The following is a 24716-nucleotide window of genomic DNA, read 5'->3' as shown; positions in this document are numbered from 1 at the left end:
ACCCGTGGAACCCTTGCGGCAACACGGCACAACCTCACGGCGTCCGCCGTTCTGCTCTGGCAGGATCATGATGTTCCACCGAACCTCGACGGCCGGCCAGCGCGGGCCTCACGTAAGGAGCTCAATGATGGACGCCGACGACGCCGTGGCACCCTCGCAGGCCCTCGCGCGTCTGGCGGACCTCAAGGGGGTCGCCACCGAGTTCTGGGACTTCCACGGGAAGCACCGGACGATCAGCGCGGCCACGATCCGGTCGGCGCTGCGGGCCCTGGGTGTCCCGGCGGACACCGACGACGAGGTCGCCGAGTCCCTCGAGGAGCACGAGCTGGCGCCCTGGCGCGAGGTCCTGCCCGACTCGGTGGTCGTGCGGCAGGGGCACGAGTCCCGGCTGTCGGTCTACGTCCCGCTGGGCACCGACGTCCACGTCGAGGTGCGCCTCGAGGACGGCGAGCGGTGGGAGCTGAGCCCCGCGGCCGAGCCGCCCGAGATGCGGGAGGTCGACGGCCGCACGCAGTCGAGGGTGGAGTTCGTCGTCCCCGCCGACCTGCCGCTCGGCTGGCACACGGTGGTCGCCAAGCCCGCGGGTGCTCGGCGTCGTCGTGCACCCATGGCCGTGACGCCGGACCGCCTGCAGCTTCCCGAGCTCGAGGGCGGCCGCGGCTGGGGGCTCAGCGCCCAGCTGTACTCCGTGCGGTCGCGCCGCTCCTGGGGGCTGGGGGACGCCGCGGACCTCGCCGAGCTGGCCGCGCTCGCCGGGGGTTCCGGCGCCGACTTCATCCTCATCAACCCGCTGCACGCCGCGCAGCCGGTGCAGGGGATGGAGACGTCCCCCTACCTCCCGGTCACGCGCCGGTTCGTCAACCCGATCTACCTGCGCCCCGAGGAGATCCACGAGGCCACCTACCTCTCCGGCCCCGAGCGCTCGCTCGTGCAGTGGGCGGCGGACGAGGTGCGCCCCCTCAACGAGACGAACGAGCCCCTCGACCGCGACGCCGTGTGGGCGGCCAAGCTCCAGGCGCTCGAGGTGATCTTCGCCGCCGGCCGCAGCGCCGCGCGGCAGCAGGCGTTCGAGCGGTTCCGGGCGGACGAGGGCGAGGGCCTGGAGGACTTCGCCCTGTGGTGCGCGCTGCTCGAGGACCAGGCCGGCGAGCCGTGGCCGGTCGAGCTCACCGACCCCGCAAGCCCGCAGGTGGCGCTCAAGCGCTCCGAGCTCGCGGACCGGGTCGAATTCTTCGCGTGGCTCCAGTGGGTGCTCGACGAGCAGCTCGCGGCGGCGCAGCGCGCGGCAACGGAGTCCGGCATGCGGCTCGGCATCATGCACGACCTCGCCGTCGGGGTGGACTCCCAGGGCGCCGAGCGCTGGTCCGGCCAGGAGGTCTTCGCCGCCGGCATCGAGGTCGGCGCGCCGCCGGACATGTACAACCAGCAGGGCCAGAACTGGTCCCAGCCCCCGTGGCGGCCCGACGCTCTCGCGCGCACCGCCTACGCCCCGCTGCGGCAGATGCTGCGCACAGTGCTGCGCCACGCCGGCGCGATCCGGGTCGACCACGTGGCCGGCTTGTTCCGCCTGTGGTGGATCCCCACCGACGGCGGGGCCGACCAGGGCACCTACGTCAGCTACGACCACGAGGCGATGGTCGGCGTCCTGCTGCTCGAGGCGCACCGCGCGGGCGCGGTGGTCATCGGGGAGGACCTCGGCACGGTCGAGCCCTGGGTGCGCGACTACCTCGAGGAGCGCGGCGTCCTCGGCACGCAGGTGTTCTGGTTCGAGAAGGACGAGGACGGGCGGCCGAAGGAGCCCGCGGACTACCGGCGGCTCGCGCTCGCGACCGTCGACACGCACGACCTGCCGCCCGTCGCGGGGTACCTCGCCGACGAGCACGTCGACCTGCGCGAGCGCCTCGGCCTGCTGGTGGAGCCGGTCGAGCAGGTCCGGGCCGAGTCCGCGCTCGAGCGTCGCCGCACCGTGGAGCGCCTGCGCGAGCACGGGCTGGTCGGCGAGGACCCCTCGGAGCGCGAGATCCTCGAGGCGCTGCACGCCTACGTCGCCGCGACGCCGAGCTACCTCGTGGGCGTCTCGCTCGTCGACGCGGTGGGGGAGCGGCGCGCCCAGAACCAGCCCGGAACGCACACCGAGTACCCGAACTGGAAGGTGCCGCTCGCCGACGGCACCGAGCAGGTGGTCCTCCTCGACGACCTGCACGCCCACCCGCGCGTCCGCTCGCTCGTGGCGACGGTCGAGCGCGCGATGGGCCGCCAGGGTCGCTGACCCGGGCGCGGGTGCCTGCTCCGGCCCTCGACGTAGGGAATCGGGCGGTGAGTGCGGGGATCCGGTCCCCGCACTCACCACCCGATCGCCGCATTCGTCGCTGAGGGTGGTCGCCGGGCTGGTGCTTCACCGGCGGCCCCCTACCTCAGCGGCCCGCGTCGACCGCCTGGGCGCGTACCGCGCGCTCCGCCGTGTCGAGCCGCTCGGCGACGAGGCGGCGCAGGGCGGCCGGCGCGTCGGCGTTCGCCTCGAGCCAGGCGCGGGTCTCGGCCACGACGTCGACGCCGGCCTCGTCCGCGCGTCCCGCCAGTGCGGCCGGGAACGCGAGCGTGGCCACGTTCTGCGCCATCTCGTTCGTCTGCTCGGTCCACACCCGCACCAGCGCGTCGAGGTAGCGGCGCACGTACGGGGCGAGGAGCTGCGGGTCACGCACGTCGGCGAACCCGAGGGCGGCGTACCGCTGCTGGGTGTTCGGCAGGTTCGCGGCCTCGACGATGTTCTCCCACACCCACTGCTTGGCCTCCGCGGTGGGGCGGGCGGCCCGGACCCACACGGCGTACTCGCGGCCGGTCGCCGACGGGTCGGCCGCGAGGGCCGCCTCGACGTCGTCGTCCGTGACGGCCCCGGCGAGCGCGAGCCCGCGCAGGACCTCCCACCGCTGCTGGGCGTCGACCTCCTGGCCGGCCAGAGGCGCGGTGCCGTCGACCCAGCCGCGGACGGTCGCCACCTGCTCGTCGGTGACCACGAGCTGGGCGGCCGCCCGCGAGAGCTGGAGCTGGGCGTCGGACCCGGCCTCGGCGAGGACCGCGAGGTCGTCCGCCACGGCGGCCCGGACCTGGTCGCGCGTGGTCGGGTCGGAGTACCGCTCGACGGCGGTGCGCACGTTCGCGAGCAGCACCCGCATCGCGGTGGGCTGCTGCTCGGAGGCCAGCGCCCGCAGCGCGAGGTCGAGGTACCGGCTCGCGGCCCACTGACCGTCACGCGTCATGTCCCACGCGGACGCGAGCACGAGGGTGCGCGGCATCGCCTCGGCGAACGCGTCGACGTGCTTGGTGGCCGCGGCGAGCGAGCGGTCGTCGAGCCGGACCTTGGCGTAGGAGAGGTCCTCGTCGTTGACGAGCAGCACCGCGGGCCAGGGCCGGCCCACGATCTCCGGCAGCTCGGTGCGCGCGCCGTCGACGTCGACCTCCTCGGACCAGCTGCGCACGAGCCGTTCGCCGTCGAGCTCGTACCCCGCCACCGCGAGCCGGTGCGGGCGCTGGACCGGGTGCGCGTCCGGCACGGACTGGAGGATCGCGGCGGTGGCGATCCGCTCGACGCCCTCGTCGTCCTTCTCGGTCGTCACCTCCGGCGTGAGCGTCGTGACGCCGGCGGACTCGAGCCACACGGTCGACCACGCCCGCAGGTCGCGCCCGGAGGCGGCCTCGAGCTCGACGAGCAGGTCGGACAGCTCGGTGTTGCCGAAGGCGTGCGCGGCGAAGTAGCGGCGCAGGCCCGTGAGGAAGGCGTCCTTCCCGACGAAGGTGACGAGCTGGGTGAGGACCGAGGAGCCCTTGGCGTAGGTGATCCCGTCGAAGTTGACCTCGACGTCCTCGAGGTCCTCGATCGACGCGACGATCGGGTGGGTCGTCGGCAGCTGGTCCTGGTCGAGCGCCCAGGCCTTCTCCAGCGACGTGAAGGTCACCCACGAGTCGTCGATCCCCAGGCCCTCGGCGGCGGCGAGGTGGGACGCGTACTCGGCGAACGACTCGTTGAGCCACAGGTCGTTCCACCACCGCATGGTCACGAGGTCGCCGAACCACATGTGGGCGAGCTCGTGGAGGATCGTGATGACGCGGCGCTCGCGCACGGCGCCGGACACGGGCCCGCGGAAGACGTAGTTCTCGAGATAGGTGACGAGGCCGACGTTCTCCATCGCGCCCGCGTTGAACTCCGGGACGAACACCTGGTCGTACTTCGTGAACGGGTAGGGGCGGTCGAACGCCTCCTCGTAGAAGGCGAAGCCCTGGCGGGTGACGTCCATGATCGTCTCGGCGTCGAGGTGCTCGGCGATCGAGGCGCGCGCGTAGACGCCGAGGGGGATCGTCCGGCCGTCGCTCGAGGTGAGCTCGCCGGTGGTCCCGGCGTACGGGCCGGCGACGATCGCCGTGAGGTAGGTCGAGATGCGGGCGGTGGGGGCGAACGTCCAGGTCCGCGCGTCGGCCTCGGAGTCGCCGTCGGCACCGGGGTCGACCGGGGCGTCGCTCACCTCGGCGGCCGCCTCGTTGGAGAAGACCGTCCAGCTCGCGGGGGCCGTGACGACGAAGCTGAACTCGGCCTTGAGGTCCGGCTGCTCGAAGCACGCGAACACGCGACGCGCGTCGGCCACCTCGAACTGCGAGTAGAGGTAGACGTTCTCGTCGACCGGGTCGACGAACCGGTGCAGGCCCTCGCCGGTGGTCATGTAGGCGCCGTCGGCCTCGACGACGATCTCGTTGGTCTCCGCGAGGCCCGTCAGCTCGATGCGCGAGTCGGCGAACGCGGACGTGTCGACGTCGGACCCGTTGAGCGTGATCCGGTGGACGACCGGCGCGATGAGGTCGAGGAACGTGGACGCGCCGGGGGTGGCCGCGAAGGTGAGCGTCGTCGTCGAACCGAACACCTCGGGTCCACGGGTGAGGTCGAGCTCGACCCGGTAGGTCTGCGTGGCCACGACGGAGGCGCGCTCGGCGGCCTCCGCCCGGGTGAGGTTCTCTGCGGGCACGAGGGCTCCTGTGGATCGGGGGATGACGCACCGGGACCGCCGTGGTCCCGGCCGGGCGCAGGAGCGCCGTCAGGCAGCGTAACCGCGTCCGGGCGCGGGCCGCCGTCGACACCCTGTGCCGCTCCCGCCGACCGGCCCGACCCCGTGGGACGATGAGGTCATGACGGACTCCGCCTCGTTCCAGCCGCACGACGTCGACCTGTTCTTCGACCCCCACTGCCCCTGGGCGTGGATGACCTCCCGCTGGCTCACCGAGGTCGCCGAGGCCCGCGGGCTCAACCTCCACCTCCACCTCATGCCGCTCGTCATCGTCAACGAGGGCAAGGACGTCCCCGCCGACTACCGCGCGGGCCTCGACCGCCAGTGGGGCGTGGTGCGCGTCTTCCAGGCCGCCAAGGAGCGCCTGACCGCCGAGCAGTTCGCCGCGCTCTACACGGCCGTCGGCACGAAGTTCCACCCGGAGGACCGCAAGAGCGAGGAGCTCGCGGTCGTGACCGAGGCGCTCGCCGAGCTCGACCTGCCGGCGGACCTCGTCGAGGCCGCCGAGGACTCCTCTCTCGACGAGGCCTTCCGGGCGACGACGGCCACCGCCCAGAAGCTGGTCGGCGACGACGTCGGCGTGCCGGTCATCAAGTACGGCGACGGCGCGTTCTTCGGCCCGGTCGTCACCCCCGCCCCCACGGGCGAGGACGCGCTGCGCCTGTGGGACGGCTTCGCGCTCGTCGTCTCCGTGCCCGGGCTCTACGAGCTCAAGCGCACCCGGACCTCGGGTCCGATCCTCGCCTGACCCCCTGATCGACCCGACGCGTGCCGGCGCACCGGCACGGCGGTTCGTCCCCGTCCCCTGAGAAGGAGTCCCATGCGGCACGGTCGCACCCTCGGCGCCGGCGCGGCGCTCGTCCTCGCGGCGGCGCTCGCCGCCTGCTCACCCGTCGAGAGCCTCGACGACGAGGAGACGAGCGAGTCCCAGGAGTCCCCGTCCGGGTCCTCGAGCTCCGAGGGTCCGGCGGAGGAGGAGACCGAGGAGTCGAGCACGGCCGACGACGACGAGGGCGCCGGGTCCGCCGCTGAGCCCAACGGCCCCGCGGAGGACGAGCCCAGGGACTCCCCGAGCGACGGGGCCGGCGAGGAACCGACCTCCGAGGAGGGCGACGACGACGCGGAGGGCGAGGCGCCGGCCGCCGACGGCGAGCGGATCACGATCGAGCACGACGCCGGCACCGTGTCCTACGCGCTGCCCGAGGGCTGGAACGACCTGTCGTTCGCCTACGAGGGCCACCCGACGATCGTCCTCGGCGCCGCCCCCCTGGAGACCGCCGCCAACGGCACGCAGCTCACGCTCACGGCGATCGAGGGCGGAGCCGGCTCGTTCGAGGCCTACCGCGAGGCGCTCGAGGCCCAGCGGCCGCCGGACGCCGAGATGTCGGAGGCCGACGCGATCACCGTCGACGGTTCCTCGGTACCCGGCCTGCGGGTGGAGATGTCGACGCCGACGGGCGGGTTCGTCCAGTACACCTACCCGATCTACACGGACGGCTACCAGTGGGAGCTCCAGTTCGCGATGGACGCGGGGGACGAGGAGGCGGACCTTCCGGGCCTTCGTCAGGTCGCGGAGTCGATCGACATCGAGTAGACCCGCCAGGCCCCGGGTGATTCGGACGGACTCCCGGTGATGCCGGACGGTCGCGGTCCGACAGGTAGTCCGACCTGGTCAGACGTCCCCATGACAGCGGTTCACCGGACCTCGACCGGCGGATCAATCTGACGTCAGGACAACGCGAAAGATCTCCCCCCGCCACGCAGCCACCGCCACTCTCGCCCTCGCCGCCACGCTCACGCTCGCGGCGTGCGGTGGTGACGACGAGGTTGCTCCCTCGCCCGACGACGACGCCACGACGACCGAGCCCTCGGAGCCGGCCGAGGAGCCGTCGGAGGACGAGGACAGCGACACCGAGGACGACGCGGCCGAGGCGCCCAGCGAGGACGCCCCCGCGGAGGACGAGGACACCGAGGACGACGCGGCCGCCGCCCCGAGCGACGACGCGGCCGAGGCGCCCAGCGACTCCGACGAGCAGGCCCCGGGCGCCGGCGCGACCGGCGAGCTCCCGCAGGTCGAGGTCACCTGGCCCGACGAGTGGGTCGACATGTCCGACCAGGTCCCGGAGCAGCCCGGCATGGGCATGCAGATCTACGGCGTGCCGAGCCAGGACGGCTTCTCGATGAACGCCGTCATCACGACCTACCCGGCGGGCACCGCCCCCGCGGGCTCGTCCTACGGCGACGTGCTCGTCCAGGAGCTCGGCGGCGACTCCGGCTCCCTCAACGAGGTCGGCGAGCGCGACATCGACGGCCACACCGCGACCGGCTACCAGCAGGACGCGAGCGAGTCCGGCTTCACCTTCCGCCAGCGGCTCTACGGCGTGGTCCTCGAGGACGGCAGCATCGTCGAGTTCGTGCTCTCGGCGGAGGTCGACGAGATCACGGAGGGCATGGAGCTCTTCGAGTCGGTGCTCGACTCGGCCACCATCAACTGACCCGAGACCACCAACGACTGACGTCCGACGTCGCCCGCGGCCCGGGACCCCTGCAGGGGTCCCGGGCCTCGGTGCGTCCGCCGATCTGTGGAACCGTCGAACCGCGGAACCATGGGGAGAACTCGCCGCACGACGCATCTTGTCACCGTGTGCGGGATGAGAGACTTCGGCCATGCAGATCTCGACGTCCCCCCGCCACGCCGCCGCCGCGGCCCTCACCCTCGCGACCGCCCTCACCCTCGCCGCCTGCGGCGGTGACGACGACTCCGCGATCGCGCCCTCGCCCGACGAGAACCCTCCGGCGTCCGAGCCTGCCGAGGAGAGCGAGCCCACCGACGAGGAGACCTCCGAGACGGAGAGCGAGCCGGCGGAGGAGACCGAGCCTGCCGAGGAGACGCAGCCCGCCGACGAGGAGACGAGCGAGGACGGCTCCGACGACGCGACGGAGGAGCCGACCGAGGAGGGCTCCGACGCCGCCGCGGGGTCCGGCGACGTGCCCCAGGTCGAGATGCAGTTCCCTGAGGGCTGGACCGACGTGAGCGAGCAGCTCGCCGCCGGCACGGCACCGCTCGAGGTGCAGGCCTACGCGGTGCCGGACGCGGAGCCCGGGACCTTCACGTCCAACATCGTGGTCGTCGCCTACCCGGCCGGCACCGTCCCGAGCGGCTCGTACCGCGATCTTGCCGAGCCGCAGGTCGCGGACCCCTCCAGCCTGCGCGACCTGCCCGAGCGCGAGATCGGCGGGCACCCGGCCGAGGGGTACTCGACCGACGCGTCGCAGCAGGGCATCACGTACCGCCAGCAGCTATACGGGGTCGTCCTCGAGGACGGCAGCGCCGTCGAGATCGTGTACTCGGCGGGCATCGAGTCCGTCGACGAGCACCAGGAGGCCTTCGAGGCGGCGCTCGACTCGGTCGTCATCAACTGACCGACGCCTCCGCCTCCAGCTCGTCGTGACGAAGGATCCGGCCGTGAGTGTTCCCGCCGCGCGTCCGACCGGCCCGCAACCGTCCGCCTCGTCTCCCACCGCTCCGCGTCCGTCCGCCCGACGTCTCGGCGTCAGCGCTCTCGCCCTCTCCCTCACGTTCGTGCTCGCCGCCTGCGGCGGGGACGACGACTCGACGCCCGGCCCCGCTCCCGAGCCGCCGGCCTCGGTCGGCGCGCCCGAGGGCACCGTGGCCCCGAGCGAGGCGGCCCCGAGCGGGGAGACCTCGACCGGGGAGACGCCTTCGGAGGACGAGAGCGCCGAGGAGTCCGGCACGGACGACGCGACCTCCGCACCCGAGGAGTCGAGCTCGGACTCGCGCGTGACCGGGTCGGCCGGTTCCGACGACGACGCCGTCGAGCCGGGTGATCCGGCAGCCGTCGGGGACGGCCGCGTGACGGTCGCACTGCCCGAGGAATGGGAGGCTCAGCCCCAGGAGCCGGGCAGCGGGGGGGCAGGAGGAGACGCTCAGCGCGCTGACCCTCACCGGCCCCGCCGACGTCCGGATCACGCTGTGGGAGCCGGGCTACTGGGGTGACGACTACGCCGAGTCGATGGTGGATCACTGCCGCTCCACGCCGGACGGGCCCGGGCAGGACGCGGCGCTCATCGAGCCGCGGGAGATCCTCGGCACCGAGGCGGACGGGTACGAGGTCACCATCGTCTTCGAGACCGAAGGCGTGGAGGACCAGCTTCTGCACGGCTACGGGCTGATGACGGAGGACGACCAGTTCCTCGAGGTCGTCGTGGGTGCACCCCAGGCCACGTTCGGCGAGTTCGAGCCGGATTTCCAGGCGATCATCGACTCGATCTCGGTCGACTGAGGGGCGTCGACGGGTACCTCCGCGGCGTGTCGCGTGCGGTTCATCTCACGGCGGGCAGGGATGCGAGATCGCGCCGGTGGTGCAAGCGTGGGGGCGATGAGCACCCGACCGACGCACGTCCGCGCCGCCGCAGCACTCGCTGCGACCGCGGGTTGTGCGCTCCTCCTCGCCGCCTGCGGCGGGGGCGAGGACGACTCCGAGAGCACGTCGGGGGAGACCCCCTCGACGGAGAGCTCGGGCGAGTCGTCGTCCGAGTCGTCGTCGGAGTCGTCGTCGGAGAGCCCGACCGCCGAGCCGTTCGACGGCCCGGAGGTCGAGATCACCTGGCCCGAGGGCTGGGAAGACCTGTCGCCGTACATCTCGACCACCCCCGAGGGGGCCGAGGTCCAGGCGTACGGCGACCCGACGAACCAGTTCGCGACCTCCGTCGTCGTCATGTCGTTCGGGGAGTCCACCACCGAGGGTCGGTCGTACGCCGAGATCCTCGAGGAGCAGGGGACCGATCTCGCCGAGCTCCTCGAGCTGCCCGGACGGGAGGTGGACGGAACCCCCGTCACCCCGTACGAGCGCGTCACCGACCCCGGGACCGGCTCGGTCGTCCAGCACCTCTACCCGGTCGAGCTCGACGACGGCGGTCTCGTGGAGATCACCCTGGTCGCCGAGGAGACCGAGTTCGCCAGCCTCATACCGACCTTCGACGAGATCCTCGCATCCGTCGTCATCGACTGAGTGAGGAAGGTCCCACGGGGAGATCTCCCCGTCGATCCTTCCCGTACTCGACAGACCCCTACCGGAAAGTGGTTCACATGAACATCACCCACAAGCCTGTCCGTCGCTCCCTCGTCGCGGCCGCCGCGCTCGGCGCCGGCCTCACGCTCGCCGCCTGCGGCGGGGGCGACGACGAGGAGACGACCACCACCGAGGAGGAGGCTCCGGAGACCGAGGAGGAGCCCGAGGCTCCCTCGGACGGCGGGGAGACCGAGTCCGACGCCGCCGAGACCGGGTCCGAGACCGAGTCCGACGACGCAGCGGGCCTCCCCCCGGAGACCGAGAGCGAGGCCGGTTCGGCCGGCGCGGCGCCCGGCGGCGAGTCCGAGAGCGGCGCCACCGGCGAGGAGCGCATCGAGATCACCTGGCCCGAGGGCTGGGAGGACCTGTCCGCGGCCGCCGGCGAGATGCCGATCCCGGAGGGCGTCGAGGAGATGCACGCCTACGGCACGACCGACTCGGCCAGCTTCGCCACGAACGTCACGGCCATCCGTTACGCGCCCGGCATCATGGGCGACGGCTCCTACATCGAGCTGCTCGAGCAGAGCGGCCAGGACACCTCGGCCTACACCGAGCTCGAGCCGCGCGACATCGACGGGAACGAGGCCGAGGGCCTCGAGTTCGAGCAGGACGCCCAGGGCACCGCCATCGTGCAGCGCGCCTACGGCTTCCAGCTCGAGGACGGCTCGTTCGTCGAGATCGTCCTCTCGTCCTCCGCCGACGAGTTCGAGGCCAACGAGGAGGACTTCAACGCGATCCTCGACTCGATCACGATCAACTGACCCGCTGAGGTGAGGTCCTGAGGGACCGCCCCGCAGGTCGCACGACGGCGTCGCCCACCTCGGGCGGCGCCGTCGTCGTGCGTGATGGGTGTCGGCACGAATGGTGGGGGAGCCCCGTGCGGATCCCGGTCCCACGCCTGTGGCGCCCTGATGCACAGTGGAGGGCATGAGGATCATGCACACGCCTGTCCGTCGATCCCTTGTCGCGGCCGTCGCGCTCGGCGCCGGCCTCACGCTCGCCGCCTGCGGCGGGGGCGACGACGAGGAGACGACCACCACCGAGGACTCCCCGCAGACGTCGGAGGAGCCCGAGGTCACGTCGGGCGGCGCGGGGGACGGCGCGGAGTCCGGGTCCGACGACGGCGCCGAATCGGGCTCCGGGTCCGAGACCGGGTCCGACGACCCCGCGGGCCTGCCGCCCGAGACCGGGAGCGAGTCCGGCTCGGCCGGCCCCGGTGGAGAGTCGGGGAGCGCTGCCGCCGAGGAACGCATCGACATCACCTGGCCCGAGGGCTGGGAGGACCTGGAGACCGACAGCGCCGGCCTGCCCCAGGGGGTGGCCGAAACCCACGCCTACGCGCTCGACCCGGCCGAGCCGTTCCCGACCGGGGCACGCGTCATCCGGTACGCGCCCGGCACGATCGGCGAGGGCACGTTCATGGAGCTGTTCGCGCAGAGCGGCCAGGACACGTCGGAGTTCACCGAGCTCGAGCCGCGCGACATCGGCGGGCACGAGGCGGAGGGCATCGAGACGACGCAGGACCTGGGCGACGGCGAGATGCGCCAGCGCGCCTACGGCTTCCCGCTCGAGGACGGCTCGTACGTCGAGATCTCGGTCCAGTCCCCGGTGGACGACTTCGACAGCCACGAGGAGGACTTCGAGGCGATCCTCGACTCCATCGAGATCAGCTGACCGGCCGAGGGCCGTCCCGAGGGACCGCCTCGCGGGTCGCACGACGGCGTCGCCGATCGCGGGTGGCGCCGTCGTCGTTCGTCGTGGTGCGCCGTCCCGGTGGATGTGGACAGGTGGCGGTTCGGAGCGGACGTGTGGATGACGAGCCGCCCGAGGTGCTGCGCGCGGCCAGCCTGGCCGCATGCGCACACGCACACGCACACGCTCCGGGTCCAGCAACGCCGCTCGCGGCACCTCCCTCACGGCGCTCCTGCTCGCCGCCGGCCTCGCCCTCGCCGGGTGCGGCGACGGCGAGCCGACGGGCGCGTCGGACGGGACGGTCGCGCCCGACGGGGCCCGGTCCTCAGAGTCCGGGGCCGGGTCGGACACCCCGCCCGACGACGACGAACGACCGGTGGATCCCGACCCTGGCTCCGACACCTCGCCCTCGTCCGTACCCGCACCCGAGCCCGATCCGGAGACCGAGGAGACAGAGACGAGGACCGGCTCCGCATCGGAGGACGCGGCGCCGTCCGGCGACCGCGCCCCGGCACCGGACGGGGCGCTGGCCCTCTCGGTGACCTACCCGGACGCGTGGGAGGAGCAGTCCGCCGCGGCGGCGAACCTCCCGCCGGGCTCGCTCGCCATGGCCACAGCGACCGCGGACGGCACGATCGCCGGCTCGACGGTCGTGGTGGAACCGGCCGACGGTCCGGTCGCGGACATGCCCGGCCTCCTTGCGGCGCGCGGGAACGACCCGGCGAGCATCGTCGAGGCGGGGACGCGGGACGTGGCCGGCGAGAGCGTGACGCGCTGGGAGGCGCGCAGCACGTCGGGGGAGTGGGACACGATCGCCTATCCGGTGCCAGGACCGGACGGCGTCGTCGTGCTCGTCATGTTCGTCGTCACCGCCGAGAGGACCGACGTCGTCGAGGAGGACGTCGCGACCGTCCTCGACTCCCTGGCGCTCGGGTGACGTCGGAGGTCGGGACGGCGACTGCGGCGCACCGCCGTCGTGGCGGCGATGCGCCGTCCTGCGCGACTGTCGGCCGCGCGCTGCCCGCCCGGCTCACCAGATGGCGACGCGCTCCTCCGGGGCCCGGTAGCCACCGTCGCCCGGCTGGACGTCGAACGCCCGGTGGAAGGCGTCGAGGTTGGAGGCCGTGACGTTCGCGCGGAACTCGTCGGGGGAGTGCGGGTCGGTGGACATCTGCGTGCGCAGCACCTCGTCGCGGTGCTTCGAGCGCCACACGCGCGCCCACCCGGTGAAGAAGCGCTGCAGGCCGGTGCGGCCGTCGACCACCGGAGCGTCGTCGAGGCTGTCGACCCCCTGCGCGCGCAGGGCGATCGCGTAGGCCTTGAGGCCGATGTCGAGCCCGCCGAGGTCGCCGATGTTCTCGCCGACGGTGAGGGCGCCGTTGACCGAGACCTCCGAGCTCTCGCCGAGCTGGGCGGGCACGAGGCCGTCGTACTGGGCGATGAGGGCGTTCGCGCGCTCCATGAACCGCTCGCGGTCCTCGTCGGTCCACCAGTTCTCGAGCTGGCCGTCGGGGCCGAACTTCGAGCCCTGGTCGTCGAACCCGTGCCCGATCTCGTGGCCGATCACCGTGCCGATGCCGCCGTAGTTGAAGGCGTCGTCGGTCTCCGGGTCGAAGAACGGGGGCTGGAGGATCGCGGCCGGGAAGACGATCTCGTTCCACACCGGGTTGTAGTACGCGTTGACGGTCTGCGGCGTCATCAGCCACTCCCGCCGGTCGACCTCGCCGCCGTAGCGCGACATCTCGTCGTCCCACCAGTACGCGCGCCCGGCGCGCACGGTGGCGACGAGGTCGCCCTCGGTCACGGTGAGGCCCGAGGAGTCGCGGACGATCTCCGGGTACCCGATCTTCGGGTTGAACGCGGCGAGCTTCGCCTGGGCCCGCTCCTTGGTCTCGGGGCTCATCCAGTCCAGCCCGTCGATCGAGACGCGGTATGCCTCGACGAGGTTGGTCACGAGCTCGTCCATGCGCGCCTTGTGCGTGGGCGGGAAGTGCCGCGCGACGTACAGCCGGCCGACGTCCTCGCCGAGCAGGCCCTCGACGAGCCCGACGCCCCGGCGCCAGCGCTCGCGATTCTCCTGCGCGCCGGTGAGCGTGCGCCCCGCGAAGTCGAACCGCTCGGCCACGATCTCCTCGGTGAGCAGGGACGCACGGGAGGCCGCCGCGTGGAAGGACAGCCAGACCTTGAGGTCCTCGAGCGGCGTCTCCGCCCAGGTCTGCGCGGCGCCGACGAGCGCGGACGGCGTGGCGACCAGCAGCTTGAGCTCGCCCTCGGGCAGGCGCAGCCCCGCGTGGTAGGCGTCCCAGTCGAGCCCGGGGGCCGAGCCGGCGAGCTCGACGAAGGACATCGGGTTGTCGATCTTGTCCGCCTCGCGGGTGGCGACGACGTCCCAGTGGTGCGCGGCGATACGCGTCTCGAGCGCGAGGATCCGCTCCGCGGCGCCCGCGCCCTCCCCGGCCTCGACGGCACCGACGAGCTCGAGGAGCCGGGCGACGTGCCCCGCGTACGCCTCGCGTACGGCGGCGTGCTCCGCCTCGCGGTAGTAGGCCTCGTCCGGCAGGCCGATGCCGTCCTGCGCGAACCACACGAGGTAGTCCGGGTCGGAGATGCCGGGGGAGACGTCGATGCCGGCGATGCCGGAGACGCCCGTGCGCTGGAGCTCGCCCATGACGCGGGCGAGCGAGGAGTGGTCGTCGGCACCGCGGACGAGTGCGAGGTCCGCCTCCAGCGGGGCGGCGCCGGCGGCCTCGATCGCGGCCTCGTCCATGAACATCGCGTACACCGCGCCGATCTTGGGCGCGGCACCCGCGGGGTCGGGGTTCTCCGCGGCGGCGTCGGCGCCGGCCTCGGCGACCGACCCGGCGTCCTCGCCCGTCGCGGCCGCCTCGCCGAGCTCCTCGATGAGGGCGCGGACCCGCTCCTCGGAGCGGTCGCGCAGGTCGACGAACCCGCCGATGCGCGCGCGGTCGGACGGGATCTCGGTCTCGGCGATCCAGCGTCCGTTGACGTGGCGGAAGAGATCGTCCTGCGGGCGGACGCCGCGGTCCACGTAGCTCTCGAGGTCGACGGGCTGCTCGGTGCTCGGTGAGGTCATGGCATCCAGCGTATGCGTGGCATGCCGCGTGCCACACTGTGCGCCATGCGCGTCCACATCGCCGCCGACCACGCCGGCTTCGAGCTCAAGTCCGCCCTCTCGGCCCACCTCGCGTCCGCCGGTCACGAGGTCGTCGACCACGGCGCCGAGACCTACGACGCCGAGGACGACTACCCCGGCTTCTGCTTCCAGGCCGGGGAGGCGGTTGTCGCTGACCCCGGCTCGCTCGGGGTCGTCATCGGCGGGTCCGGCAACGGCGAGCAGATCGCCGCCAACAAGGTGCGCGGCGTGCGCGCCGGTCTGGCCTGGTCGGTCGAGACCGCTCGCCTGACCCGGGCGCACAACGACGCCAACGTGGTCGGCGTCGGCGCCCGCATGCACACCCAGGAGGAGGCGTTCGAGATCGTCGACGCCTTCCTCGCCGAGCCGTTCTCGGGCGAGGCGCGCCACCAGCGGCGCATCGACCAGGTGGCCGAGCTCGAGTCGTGAACGGATAGAGGGGCAACGGCATGAGGTCCATGAGCACGACGACGAACCGCCCGGCCGCCCCGCGCCGTGCCCCTGCGCTCGCGGGCGCCTCGCTCGCGACCGCACTGGTCCTCGCCGCGTGCGGGGGCGATGACAACGACGACACCACCGACGCCGCCACGACCGAGGCGCCGCCGGCAACGACCGAGCCGGCTGAGTCGGAGAGCTCCGACGGCACCGGCCAGGACGACGGCGGTTCGGAGACCGACTCCGACGCGGCTCCGTCCGACGAGGGCGAGGCCGAGGCTGAGGCCTCCTCCCGGGCGGACGAGGCAGCCTCCGATGCGGACGAGGCGGCCTCCGACGCGGGTGCGACCAGCGGCGAGGGCACGCCCGGCGGCATCGCCCCGGTGTCGCTGGTCTGGCCCGCCGAGTGGATGGACCTCACCGACATGCTTGCGCCGCCGCCGGAGGGCGCCGAGATCGAGATGGTCGGCTCCTCGGGGACGCTGATCTACCCGGCCGGGGTGCTCACCGTCTACACCGCCGAGTTCGTGGACGGTCGCAGCTACCTCGAGCTCGTGGAAGCCGACGGCGCCCCCGCCGACGCGCTCACCGAGATCGAGCCCCGCGAGGTCGCCGGCCAGACCGTGACGCCCTACGAGGTCGACCTCACGCCCTACAGCTTTCCGGCGATCCAGCGGATCTACCCGCTCGAGCTCGCGGACGGTGCGATGGCCGGGCTCACGCTGACGGCACCCATCGAGGAGCTCGAGGCGGCCGAGCCCCTGTTCGAGGCGATCCTCGACTCTGTGACGATCGAGGAGTAGCGCGTGGACGGCCGCCCCGCGCCGCTCGTGCTCCTGGGCGGCAGTGGCCTGGGCGGGTGGATCTGGGAACGCGTGACGCCGCTGCTCGAGGCGGCCGGCCACCGGGTGGTCACCCCGCGCCTGCGCGGCATCGACGGCGACCCGACCCCGGCCGCCGAGGTGACGCTGACCTCCTGGGTCGACGACGTCGTCGCCGCCCTTGAGACGGTCGAAACGGATGACGCCTCAGGTGCCGAGAGTGCGGGTGAGGGCCCGGATCTGGGCTCGCCGGGAGTCGAGAGTGCGGCTCAGGGTCCGCCCGGCCCGGAGGGCGTGACGATCGTGGCCCACTCGTTCGCGGCCTTCATCGTCGCGGGCGTCCTCGCCCGGCAGCGCGCGAGCACGCCTCCACCAGCGACGAGTGAGCGGATCTCGGCCCGGACTCCCGCGACGAGTGAGGGGATTCCTGCCCCGCGCACGACACCGGTCCGCAGCGTCGTCATGATCGACGCCGTCCTGCCGACGCCCGGCCGCTCGTGGTTCGACCAACAGGGACCCGGCGCGTCGGAGGTCATGCCGCTGCTCGCCGTCGACGGCGCGACGCCCTGGTTCACCCGCCAGGAGATCGACGCCCTGTTCCCCGGGCACGGCCTCACCGACGACGACTACGCATGGATGGCGGAGCGGGTGAGCGGCCAGCCGCTGGGCACCTACGCCGAGCCGGCCGCCGACCTCGAGCTGACGGACGCCGGGTTCGACCTCGGCTACGTGCGCTGCCTACGGACGGACCCGCCGACGTCGCACGTCACCGCCGAGAGCCCCGGCTGGCGCTACCGGGAGATCGACGCCGGCCACTGGCCGATGGTCACGGCGCCCGACGAGACCGCGCGCGTCATCCTCGATCTCGTGCAGTCACAAGGTTTGTCCAGGGAATGATCGACATCCGCCCACCTGAGGCAGACGACCGCTCCTGACCGCCTCAGCGGCGACGGGCCGAGCCCCGCACGCTGAGCGCGGCGCAGAGCGCGGCCAGGAGGACCACCGCTGCGGCGAGCGGCCCCGACAAGATCGCCGCCACACCCACCGCCGGACCCTGGACGAGCCAGGCGAGCGGCAGGTCGAGCCCCTCGTCCCGGCCGGCGATCGCCTGGACGCGCGCGGCCTCCGCCGCGTCACCCGGCTCGAACAGCGAGCGGCGCCAGGCCACGGTGGCGAGCGCGTCGGCGATCGCCGACGCCGCCCACCACGCGCCGCCCGCGACCAGCGTGGTCCACACGACCGGCGACACCCCGGTGAGCGCCGCCCCGGCGAGCCCGATGACGGGGCCGAGTGCCGCCGTCGTGGCAGCTCCGGCCGCGAGGCCGAGCCGGGAGGACCGGCGACCGAGGTGCCGGACGAGGAGCACGCCGAGCGCCGACGCGATGAGCCATCCGACGGCGACGACGAGCGCGAGGAGCCCGGCGCGCGCGCCGTCCCCGGTGACGAACGTGCCGACGAGCCCGACGACGAGGGGCACGGCGGCGATCGTGCAGACGAGCGCGGAACGGGTGCGTGAACGGCGGGCGGCGGCGGTGAGCTCGGCGCGGACGTCGATGTGCTCGTGGGGCACGGAGTCGTCGCAGTGTGAGCAACCAGCCCCGTGCGCGTCGGCGGAGGCGGGCGTGGGGAGGGTGGAGGAGGACATGATGCTGAGATCATAAGGAGCATGTCCGCACCGCAGCCCGTGGGGATCGCCACGACCGAGCTCGCCGAGCTCGTGCTGGAGGTCGCCCAGCAGGTCCCCGCCGGTCGCGCGACCACCTACGGCCTCGTGGCCGAGGCCGTCCGCGACGTCACCGGCCGGGGCAGCGCCCGTTATGTCGGCACCGTCCTCTCGCGCCACGGATACCGCGTGCCCTGGTGGCGGGTGGTCCGCGCAGACGGGACGCTCCCACGCCAGCTCCGCGCCGAGGCGAGCGCGCGGTACGAGAACGAGGGCACGCCGCTCGAGCCGCTGGTGCCGACGATGATCGACCTGCGCCGCGCGCTGTGGGACGCCCCGACCGAGTGGAAGGCACCCGACCGGCATGCCTGAGGGTCACTCGATCCGGCGCCTCGCGACCATGCTCGACTCGCTGTTCACCGGCGCGGTGGTGCGCGCGTCCTCCCCGCAGGGGCGGTTCGCCGCCGGCGCCGAGGCGATCGACGGGTGGCGCGTGACAGGCACCGGCGCGCACGGCAAGCACCTGTTCGTCGAGCTCGAGCCGCCCACGGGCGGGGAGCCGCGGTTCGTCCACGTCCACCTCGGCCTCTACGGCGCGTGGTCGTTCGTCACCGCGAACGGGTTCGCCCCGCACGCGATCGGGGCGCCGCGCCGGCCCGCGGAGGGTGGCCCGGCGAGCGACGGGACCGGTGCCGTCTCGCCCGGGGCGGGGCGGGGGACGACGCCGGGTGGCGTCGTCGACACCGGCGGGGACGACAGCCTGGCCGTCGACGTCGTGCCCTCCGATCCCATGGACACCGAGGACCACGGCTATGCCGAGCTCGTGGTGCCCGAGCCGCGCCCGACCGTCCGGCTGCGGCTCCTCACCGACGGGGTGGTCGCGGACCTCACGGGCCCGGCGCGCTGCGACCTCATCGACGAGGGTCAGAAGGACGCGGTGCACGAGCGGCTCGGGCCCGACCCGCTGCGCCCCGACGCCGACCCCGACCGCTTCGTGGCCGCCGTGCGCCGTACCCGCCGCGGCATCGGCGAGCTGCTCATGGACCAGTCGGTCATCGCGGGGGTCGGCAACATCTACCGGGCCGAGGCGCTCTACCGTGCGCGCATCCACCCCCGAACCGAGGGGCGGGCCGTGAGCGTGGCGCGGCTGCGGGCGATGTGGGACGACGTCGCGGGGCTGCTGGCCGACGGGGTCGAGCACGGCGTCATCGTCACGACCCGCCCGGAGGACCGCCGCGCGCCGCGGCCGGACTCGTGGGCGCGGGCCGCCGAGCGCGCCACCGACGAGGAGGCCGACTTCCGCTGGTACGTCTACCGGCGTGCGGGGCGCGCCTGCCACGTGTGCGGGCAGGCCGTATCGATCGACGACATGGCGGGCCGCACCGTGTTCTGGTGCGGGAAGTGTCAGCGTCTGCTGCGCTCGCGCGCGCGGGCGGCGTAGACGGGGAGGCGGCCGCCGGTGGCCACCGCCGACGCGGCGGAGGCTCCTCGGTTCGGGCATGCGACCAGCTGTCCCCCAGGGCGCCACCGAGGCACCACGAGACCTGTCGTCGCCTCTATCCTGGGCGCCACCGTCGATGCCGACCCTGGCACCGGCCATGCGGAAGGAGTCACCATGCCCCAGCGCTCAGTGATCGTCGCCTCCGAGCACGGGCTGCACGCCCGTCCCGCTCAGGAGTTCGTCGCGGCGGCGACGGCGTCCGGTGCGGAGGTGACCATCTCGAAGGTGGACGGCGCCCCGGTATCCGCGAGCTCGATCCTCTCCGTCATGTCCCTCGGCGTGAAGCAGGGTGACACCGTGGTTCTGGCGGCGGAGGGCGAGGGTGCCGACGAGGCCGTCGATTCGCTGGCGACGCGCCTCGAGAACCCGCAGGACAACTGATGGACGCGACGACCGAGGGCGTACTGGACGGCATCGGGGTGGGCCGACGCGGCGTCGTCGGCCCCGTGCGGCAGGTCCGGGGCGGGCCCGAGCTGCCTGCCGACGAGCCCGCGCCGGCGGACCCGGAGGCGGCGGTCGCCGAGATCGAGGCGGCGCTCGCCGCCGTCCAGGAGGACCTCACGGCACGGTCCGCTGCCGCGGAGGGCACCACCCTCGGCGAGGTGCTCGGTGCGGCCGCGCTCATGGCGGGTGACCCCGCGCTCTCCGCCCGCGCCGCCGAGCTCGTGCGCGCCGGCACCGGCCGCGCGCACGCCGTCCACGACGCGGTAGAGGAATTCGCCACCACGTTCGAGTCCATCGGCGGCTACATGGCCGAGCGCGTCACCGACCTGCGTTCGGTCGGCGACCGGGTGGTCGCGCGCCTGACCGGACAGCCGGAGCCGGGACTCGACCTGCAGGAGCCGGCGGTCGTCGTCGCGCGGGACCTCTCGCCCGCCGACACCTCGGCGCTCGACCTCGACCTCGTCCTCGGCATCGTCACCGAGGAGGGCGGGCCCACCTCCCACACGGCGATCATCGCGGGCCAGCTCGGCCTGCCGTGCGTGGTCCGGGCCGCCGGCGCGACGGGGCTCGCGGACGGGGAGATCGTCGCCGTCGACGCCGCGCACGGCCGTGTCGTTCTCGATCCCGACGACGAACTTCGGGGCGAGCTCGACCGCCGCTCGGCCGCGCTGGACGCGCTCGAGGCCGACCGGGAACCCGGGGCGACCGCCGACGGGCACGCCGTCCAGCTGCTCGCCAACATCGGCACGGTCGCCGACGCCGAGCGCGCGGCCGCGACCGCTGCCGAGGGCGTCGGGCTCTTCCGCACCGAGGTGCTCTTCCTCGACGCCACCGAGGCGCCGGCCGTCCAGGCTCAGGCCGAGACGTACGCGGCCGTGCTGCGGGCGTTCGCCGGACGGAAGGTTGTCGTCCGGACCCTCGACGCCGGCGCCGACAAGCCGCTCGCCTTCGCCAACCAGGCGGACGAGGACAATCCCGCGCTCGGCGTACGGGGCTACCGGCTCGTGCGCACGATGCCGGAGATCGTCCGCGACCAGCTGCGCGCGCTCGCGAGCGCGAGGGGCCAGGCCGGTGCCGACGCCGCCGAGCTCTGGGTGATGGCGCCGATGATCTCCACGGCCGGCGAGGCGGCGGAGTTCGTCGCGACCGCCCGCGAGGCCGGGCTCACCGACGGCGTGGGGCTCGGCGTCATGGTCGAGGTCCCGGCCGTGGCGCTGCGCGCGGACGGCGTCCTCGCCGACGTCGACTTCGCCTCGCTCGGCACGAACGACCTGGCCCAGTACACGATGGCGTCGGACCGGCTGCTCGGCGGGCTCGCCGACCTCCTCGACCGGTGGCAGCCGGCGGTGCTCGAGCTCGTCGCGCGCACGGCGGCGGCCGGGGTGTCCGCCCGGAAGCCTGTGGGCGTGTGTGGCGAGTCCGCCGGGGACCCCCTCATGGCGCTCGCCCTGACCGGCATGGGCGTGACGAGCTTGTCGATGTCGGCTGGTGCGCTGCCGGCGGTCCGGCACGCCCTGCGCTCGCATACGCTGGCCGAGTGCGAAGCGATGGCGCAGGCCGCGCTCGCGGCCGCCGACGCGGCGGGGGCGCGCGACGCCGTCGTCCATCTCCTGCGACCGGAGGCACGGGAGGTGCTCGCGGTCTGAGTGGACGACGGCGCCGTAGGCGTTTGTCGTGTCCGGCCCGGCTTGTCGTGTGTTCGCCAGGGTCCGATCAGGCGTCGGCGTCGACCGAAGCTGACTCTCTCGCAGCGGTCGCACGGCGTCGCCGACCCACGAGGGCACTGGCGACGAACATGAGGACGACCCCCAGCAGGATGCCCGCGACGATCGCCCACGTGCCCCCGAGCTGGTCGAGCCAGCCGATGAACAGACCGAACCCGTAGTCGGAGTCGCCGAACGTCGCGGCTGCCGACCCGAACTCGCCGAGCATGTCGAGAAGTGCAAGCGGGATGACCGTGATGAGCGCGCCGTTGGCAAACGCGCCGAGTACGGCACCGCGGCGGCCGCCCTGTGCGTTTCCGATGACTCCGGCTGCGCCGCCGGTCATGAAGTGGGCGATGATGCCCGGGATGATGACCGCGGTTCCTGCGAAGCCCATGATGGCCATGCCGATGATTCCGGCGATGAGCGAGGACAGGAACCCGATCATCACCGCGTTGGGCGCGAACGGGAATGTCACGGGCACGTCGAGCGCAGGCTTGGCATTCGGGACGAGCTTCTCGGAGATGCCCTTGAAGGCAGGCACGATCTCGGCGAGGATCACCCGGACACCGGCGAGGATGATGAACACGCCGGCGGCGAACTGTCCGGCTGCCATGAGTGCCCAGACCACATAGTTCTGACCGTCCGAGATCTCCGTCGAGACGTACGCCGGTCCGGCGATCAGCGCCACGACGAGGAAGATCAGCCCCATCGACAGAGCAACGATCACCGTGCTGTCCCGGACGAAGCCCAGTGACTTCGGCACGTTGACCTTCTCGGTCGAGTTCTCGGGGTCGCCCTTCGTCACCTTGGCGACAAGGCCGGACAGGGCGATGCCGACGCCACCCGTGTGGCCGAGCGCGATGTCGTCATTGCCCGTCACCTTGCGCATGAACGGTTGCACGAGCGCCGGAGAGATCGTCACGATCAGTGCTTCGGCGATCGAGCCCCAGAGGATGGCTTCCCACTGAGACATCCCTGCCGTGATGAGGAGAACCGCAATCATCGCGGACTGGTAGAGCGCGACGTGTCCGGACAGGTAGATGTACTTGAACTGCGTCAGACGCGCGAACAGGACGTTGAGGATCATCCCGAAGAAGAAGATGAGTGCGGCTGTGGTGCCGTAGTCGACGAGCACGGGGCCGACGATCGCCTCGTTGTTCGGCACGACACCTTGGACGCCGAACACCTCGGAGAACATGGCGCCGAACGGGTCGAGCGCGGTGACGACGACACCGGCGCCGGCAGAGAGCACGAGGAACCCCACGAACGTGCGGATCGTGCCCTTCATGACGTCCGAGCCGCTCTTGCGCTGCAGGGCGAGGCCGAGCAGCGCGATCAGGGCGACGAGGATCGCGGGTTGACTGAAGACGTCGACGAGGACGTTCAGGAACGAGTTCATGCGGGTCTGCTTCCTGTGTGGGCCGCGGCGGTGCGGCGAAGATTCAGCTCGTGTGGGGGATCCCGAGGCGCTCAGCCGTGGTGCGGACCTTCTCGACCAGCTCGTTCTGGTCGATGATCGAGTCGAGGACGACGACGTCGTCGAAGTGGGCGACCGAGTTCTCCAGGTCCTTGCCGACGAAGAACACGTCGGCGTCGGCGTTGGAGGCGGATCCGAGGTCGGCGTGCTCGACCTCGACGCCGTCAGCCCCGATCGTCTTCAGCGCCTTCTCGATGTTCATCCGGACCATGAGGGACGAGCCGAGTCCGGAGCTGCACATTGCCATGAACTTCACGAGTACTCCTTGAGTGGTGGTGTGCCGCTGAGCGGCGTGGTCGTGACGCCGGGTTCAGGCCGCGTCGACGACGGCGCGGACCTGGGCGTGGGTCGTGGAGGACAGGAGTGCACCGCGCCGCTCCTCGTCGGTGAGCATGGCGGCGATGTCGGCGAGCGTGTCCTGGTGGCTGGAACTGTCGGTCGCTCCCAGGACCACGACGGCGCGAACCGGGTGGTCGGGTGAGTCGGCGAGCTCGGTGGGGCGTGCGAGCAGGAGGAGCGCCACCGACGTGCGGTTGACTCCTGCCTCGGGACGAGCGTGCGCAAGCGTGATCCCGAAGCCGAGATCCATGTAGGTACCGCCGGGTTCGTTCACGTTGGTGACGATCTGATCGACGTAGCCCGTATCGACCGACCCGTCGGCGACGAGCGGAGCGGCGGCGCGACGGATCGCCTCCTCCCAGCCGAGGGTGTCGGCGAAGGTGATCCGATCGTCGGTCAGCAGAGTGGACAACATCATGCTCCTCGGGTCGTGGACGGCAGCCCCGCCGTGGCGGGGTCTCGGAGTGGTGATCCGGACGTGACCACGGTGAAGCTCGCGGTCGCGTCCGCCGAGGCGAATGTCGTCCGACCGTGCACGATCGGCCTGTGGTCGGGCGCGTACGCCGTGGAGGAGGTGTGCAGTCGGAGCGAACCGGCAGGTGCGTCCAGCAGCGCAGCGACGTCGCCCGTGGGGCGGACCATCGACACACTCACGCGGTCCTCGACGAGCTGGAGACCGTAGGTCTCGCGAAGGAAGTCGTACAGCGAGATCTCGTGAAAGTCGGTCGTCGCGACGGCGGGGTAGGCGTCGTGGGAGAGCCACACGCGGCTCAAATGATCCACGGTGCCGTCGACGGAGCGGAGGCGGTCGAGCCGGACGACCGGCGCGGTCGGGTGCACCCCGAGCTCGAGGGCGACGTCGGCGGCTGGTGCGAAGACACCCTGCGTGAGAACGCGGGACGTCACCCGCCGTCCCTCAGCCGCCATCTGATGGAAGAAGCCCGTGAGGTCGAAGACCTCGGTGCGCGGGCCGGCGCTCCGCCGTCGTCCCGTGGTGAAGGTCCCGCGGCCCTGCTCTCGCCGGACGATGCCGTCGCGGTCGAGCTCGTCGAGCGCTCGTCGGACCGTGATCCGCGATACGCCGTACTCCTCGCACAGCAGGGCCTCGCTCGGCAATGGGGTATCCGCCGGAGCCGGACCGAACCGGCGCATGAGGTCGTCGCGAACCGCTCCCCACTTTCCCCGGCGCCCGTTGACACGGACCGCTTCCGGAGGAGTGCTGGTGGTGGATGACATCTGCGCCTCGCTGCACATCATGACGACTGGGGAGAAACATTATGACAAGTTGCGGGAGCGTTCGTCAATCATCATGACAACTTGATGGGCTTCCCACCAACGTC

At 72.7% G+C, this 24716-nt stretch carries 25 protein-coding genes; 18 read left to right on the top strand and 7 right to left on the bottom strand.

Going from position 1 to position 24716, the window contains the following annotated elements:
- Positions 1–127 precede the first annotated feature (127 nt).
- A complete protein-coding gene (gene malQ, locus ACPYO6_RS11125) occupies positions 128–2269 on the top strand; it encodes a 4-alpha-glucanotransferase (protein ID WP_425715054.1) in 2142 nt (713 codons plus the stop codon).
- Between the two features lie 145 nt (positions 2270–2414).
- Here the strand turns inward: malQ and pepN are convergent, their stop codons facing one another.
- Positions 2415–5012 carry an aminopeptidase N gene (gene pepN / locus ACPYO6_RS11120; protein ID WP_425714932.1) on the bottom strand — a complete coding sequence of 866 codons (2598 nt, stop codon included), beginning with the start codon at positions 5010–5012 and terminating at the stop codon, positions 2415–2417.
- 160 nt (positions 5013–5172) lie between these two features.
- Here pepN and ACPYO6_RS11115 point away from each other — a divergent pair, with 160 nt between their 5' ends.
- The 10 genes from ACPYO6_RS11115 (at position 5173) to ACPYO6_RS11070 (ending at position 12773) form a co-directional block, all read left to right on the top strand.
- Entirely contained in the window at positions 5173–5799 is a 627-nt protein-coding gene (locus tag ACPYO6_RS11115; RefSeq protein WP_425714931.1) for a disulfide bond formation protein DsbA, read from the top strand.
- 72 nt (positions 5800–5871) lie between these two features.
- Complete coding sequence (locus tag ACPYO6_RS11110) at positions 5872–6645, top strand: hypothetical protein (RefSeq protein ID WP_425714930.1); 774 nt, start codon at positions 5872–5874, stop codon at positions 6643–6645.
- A 511-nt stretch (positions 6646–7156) separates the two neighbouring features.
- The gene (locus ACPYO6_RS11105; RefSeq protein ID WP_425714929.1) at positions 7157–7546 is read left to right on the top strand and encodes a hypothetical protein; all 390 of its coding nucleotides are present in this window, start codon (positions 7157–7159) and stop codon (positions 7544–7546) included.
- Between the two features lie 172 nt (positions 7547–7718).
- On the top strand, positions 7719–8474 hold the full coding sequence (locus ACPYO6_RS11100; protein WP_425714928.1) for a hypothetical protein: 756 nt from the start codon (positions 7719–7721) through the stop codon (positions 8472–8474).
- 43 nt (positions 8475–8517) lie between these two features.
- Positions 8518–9069, top strand: coding sequence for a hypothetical protein (locus ACPYO6_RS11095; protein WP_425714927.1), 552 nt, complete (start codon positions 8518–8520; stop codon positions 9067–9069).
- A 16-nt stretch (positions 9070–9085) separates the two neighbouring features.
- The gene (locus ACPYO6_RS11090; protein ID WP_425714926.1) at positions 9086–9355 is read left to right on the top strand and encodes a hypothetical protein; all 270 of its coding nucleotides are present in this window, start codon (positions 9086–9088) and stop codon (positions 9353–9355) included.
- 96 nt (positions 9356–9451) lie between these two features.
- Positions 9452–10084, top strand: coding sequence for a hypothetical protein (locus ACPYO6_RS11085; protein ID WP_425714925.1), 633 nt, complete (start codon positions 9452–9454; stop codon positions 10082–10084).
- Positions 10085–10161: 77 nt separating this feature from the next.
- The gene (locus tag ACPYO6_RS11080) at positions 10162–10905 is read left to right on the top strand and encodes a hypothetical protein (protein ID WP_425714924.1); all 744 of its coding nucleotides are present in this window, start codon (positions 10162–10164) and stop codon (positions 10903–10905) included.
- Between the two features lie 166 nt (positions 10906–11071).
- Positions 11072–11818 (top strand): hypothetical protein, encoded by a 747-nt coding sequence (locus ACPYO6_RS11075; protein ID WP_425714923.1) that lies wholly within the window; start codon positions 11072–11074, stop codon positions 11816–11818.
- Positions 11819–11999: 181 nt separating this feature from the next.
- Positions 12000–12773 (top strand): hypothetical protein, encoded by a 774-nt coding sequence (locus ACPYO6_RS11070; protein ID WP_425714922.1) that lies wholly within the window; start codon positions 12000–12002, stop codon positions 12771–12773.
- 93 nt (positions 12774–12866) lie between these two features.
- Here the strand turns inward: ACPYO6_RS11070 and ACPYO6_RS11065 are convergent, their stop codons facing one another.
- On the bottom strand, positions 12867–14930 hold the full coding sequence (locus ACPYO6_RS11065; protein ID WP_425714921.1) for a M13 family metallopeptidase: 2064 nt from the start codon (positions 14928–14930) through the stop codon (positions 12867–12869).
- Between the two features lie 45 nt (positions 14931–14975).
- Between ACPYO6_RS11065 and ACPYO6_RS11060 the strand changes: the two genes are divergently transcribed.
- Genes ACPYO6_RS11060 through ACPYO6_RS11050 form a run of 3 tightly spaced genes read left to right on the top strand, consistent with a single transcriptional unit; the run spans position 14976 to position 17143 of the window.
- Positions 14976–15419, top strand: coding sequence for a ribose-5-phosphate isomerase (locus tag ACPYO6_RS11060; protein WP_425714920.1), 444 nt, complete (start codon positions 14976–14978; stop codon positions 15417–15419).
- Between the two features lie 29 nt (positions 15420–15448).
- Positions 15449–16228 (top strand): hypothetical protein, encoded by a 780-nt coding sequence (locus ACPYO6_RS11055; RefSeq protein WP_425714919.1) that lies wholly within the window; start codon positions 15449–15451, stop codon positions 16226–16228.
- 3 nt (positions 16229–16231) lie between these two features.
- Positions 16232–17143, top strand: a complete 912-nt coding sequence (locus tag ACPYO6_RS11050) for an alpha/beta fold hydrolase (protein WP_425714918.1) — start codon at positions 16232–16234, stop codon at positions 17141–17143.
- A gap of 43 nt (positions 17144–17186) precedes the next feature.
- Here the strand turns inward: ACPYO6_RS11050 and ACPYO6_RS11045 are convergent, their stop codons facing one another.
- Positions 17187–17891, bottom strand: coding sequence for a hypothetical protein (locus ACPYO6_RS11045; protein WP_425714917.1), 705 nt, complete (start codon positions 17889–17891; stop codon positions 17187–17189).
- Between the two features lie 21 nt (positions 17892–17912).
- Here ACPYO6_RS11045 and ACPYO6_RS11040 point away from each other — a divergent pair, with 21 nt between their 5' ends.
- The 4 genes from ACPYO6_RS11040 to ptsP all read left to right on the top strand — a co-directional run bounded on the left by ACPYO6_RS11040 (position 17913) and on the right by ptsP (position 21500).
- Positions 17913–18281, top strand: a complete 369-nt coding sequence (locus ACPYO6_RS11040) for an MGMT family protein (protein ID WP_425714916.1) — start codon at positions 17913–17915, stop codon at positions 18279–18281.
- Positions 18274–19350: an Fpg/Nei family DNA glycosylase gene (locus ACPYO6_RS11035; RefSeq protein ID WP_425714915.1), complete on the top strand. Its 1077-nt coding sequence runs from the start codon at positions 18274–18276 to the stop codon at positions 19348–19350. The genes ACPYO6_RS11040 and ACPYO6_RS11035 overlap by 8 nt, the downstream gene beginning before the upstream one ends.
- A 174-nt stretch (positions 19351–19524) precedes the next feature.
- Positions 19525–19791 carry an HPr family phosphocarrier protein gene (locus ACPYO6_RS11030; protein WP_425714914.1) on the top strand — a complete coding sequence of 89 codons (267 nt, stop codon included), beginning with the start codon at positions 19525–19527 and terminating at the stop codon, positions 19789–19791.
- The gene (gene ptsP / locus ACPYO6_RS11025; protein WP_425714913.1) at positions 19791–21500 is read left to right on the top strand and encodes a phosphoenolpyruvate--protein phosphotransferase; all 1710 of its coding nucleotides are present in this window, start codon (positions 19791–19793) and stop codon (positions 21498–21500) included. Before ACPYO6_RS11030 ends, ptsP begins: the two co-directional genes overlap by 1 nt.
- Positions 21501–21567: 67 nt before the next feature.
- On the opposite strand, the gene ACPYO6_RS11020 is transcribed toward ptsP, so the two are convergent.
- From ACPYO6_RS11020 to ACPYO6_RS11005, 4 genes are all read right to left on the bottom strand, one after another.
- The gene (locus tag ACPYO6_RS11020) at positions 21568–22959 is read right to left on the bottom strand and encodes a PTS ascorbate transporter subunit IIC (protein WP_425714912.1); all 1392 of its coding nucleotides are present in this window, start codon (positions 22957–22959) and stop codon (positions 21568–21570) included.
- A gap of 43 nt (positions 22960–23002) precedes the next feature.
- A complete protein-coding gene (locus ACPYO6_RS11015; protein WP_425715053.1) occupies positions 23003–23284 on the bottom strand; it encodes a PTS sugar transporter subunit IIB in 282 nt (93 codons plus the stop codon).
- Positions 23285–23347: 63 nt separating this feature from the next.
- Positions 23348–23794: a PTS sugar transporter subunit IIA gene (locus tag ACPYO6_RS11010; protein ID WP_425714911.1), complete on the bottom strand. Its 447-nt coding sequence runs from the start codon at positions 23792–23794 to the stop codon at positions 23348–23350.
- Positions 23791–24528 carry a GntR family transcriptional regulator gene (locus ACPYO6_RS11005; RefSeq protein WP_425715051.1) on the bottom strand — a complete coding sequence of 246 codons (738 nt, stop codon included), beginning with the start codon at positions 24526–24528 and terminating at the stop codon, positions 23791–23793. The genes ACPYO6_RS11010 and ACPYO6_RS11005 overlap by 4 nt, the downstream gene beginning before the upstream one ends.
- Between the last annotated feature and the right edge of the window lie 188 nt (positions 24529–24716).

Origin of the sequence: Georgenia sp. Z1344, assembly GCF_049856295.1 — a bacterium.
In the GTDB taxonomy this organism is placed as follows: Bacteria; Actinomycetota; Actinomycetes; order Actinomycetales; family Actinomycetaceae; genus JB111.
This window is presented reverse-complemented; position numbering and strand designations above follow the sequence as displayed.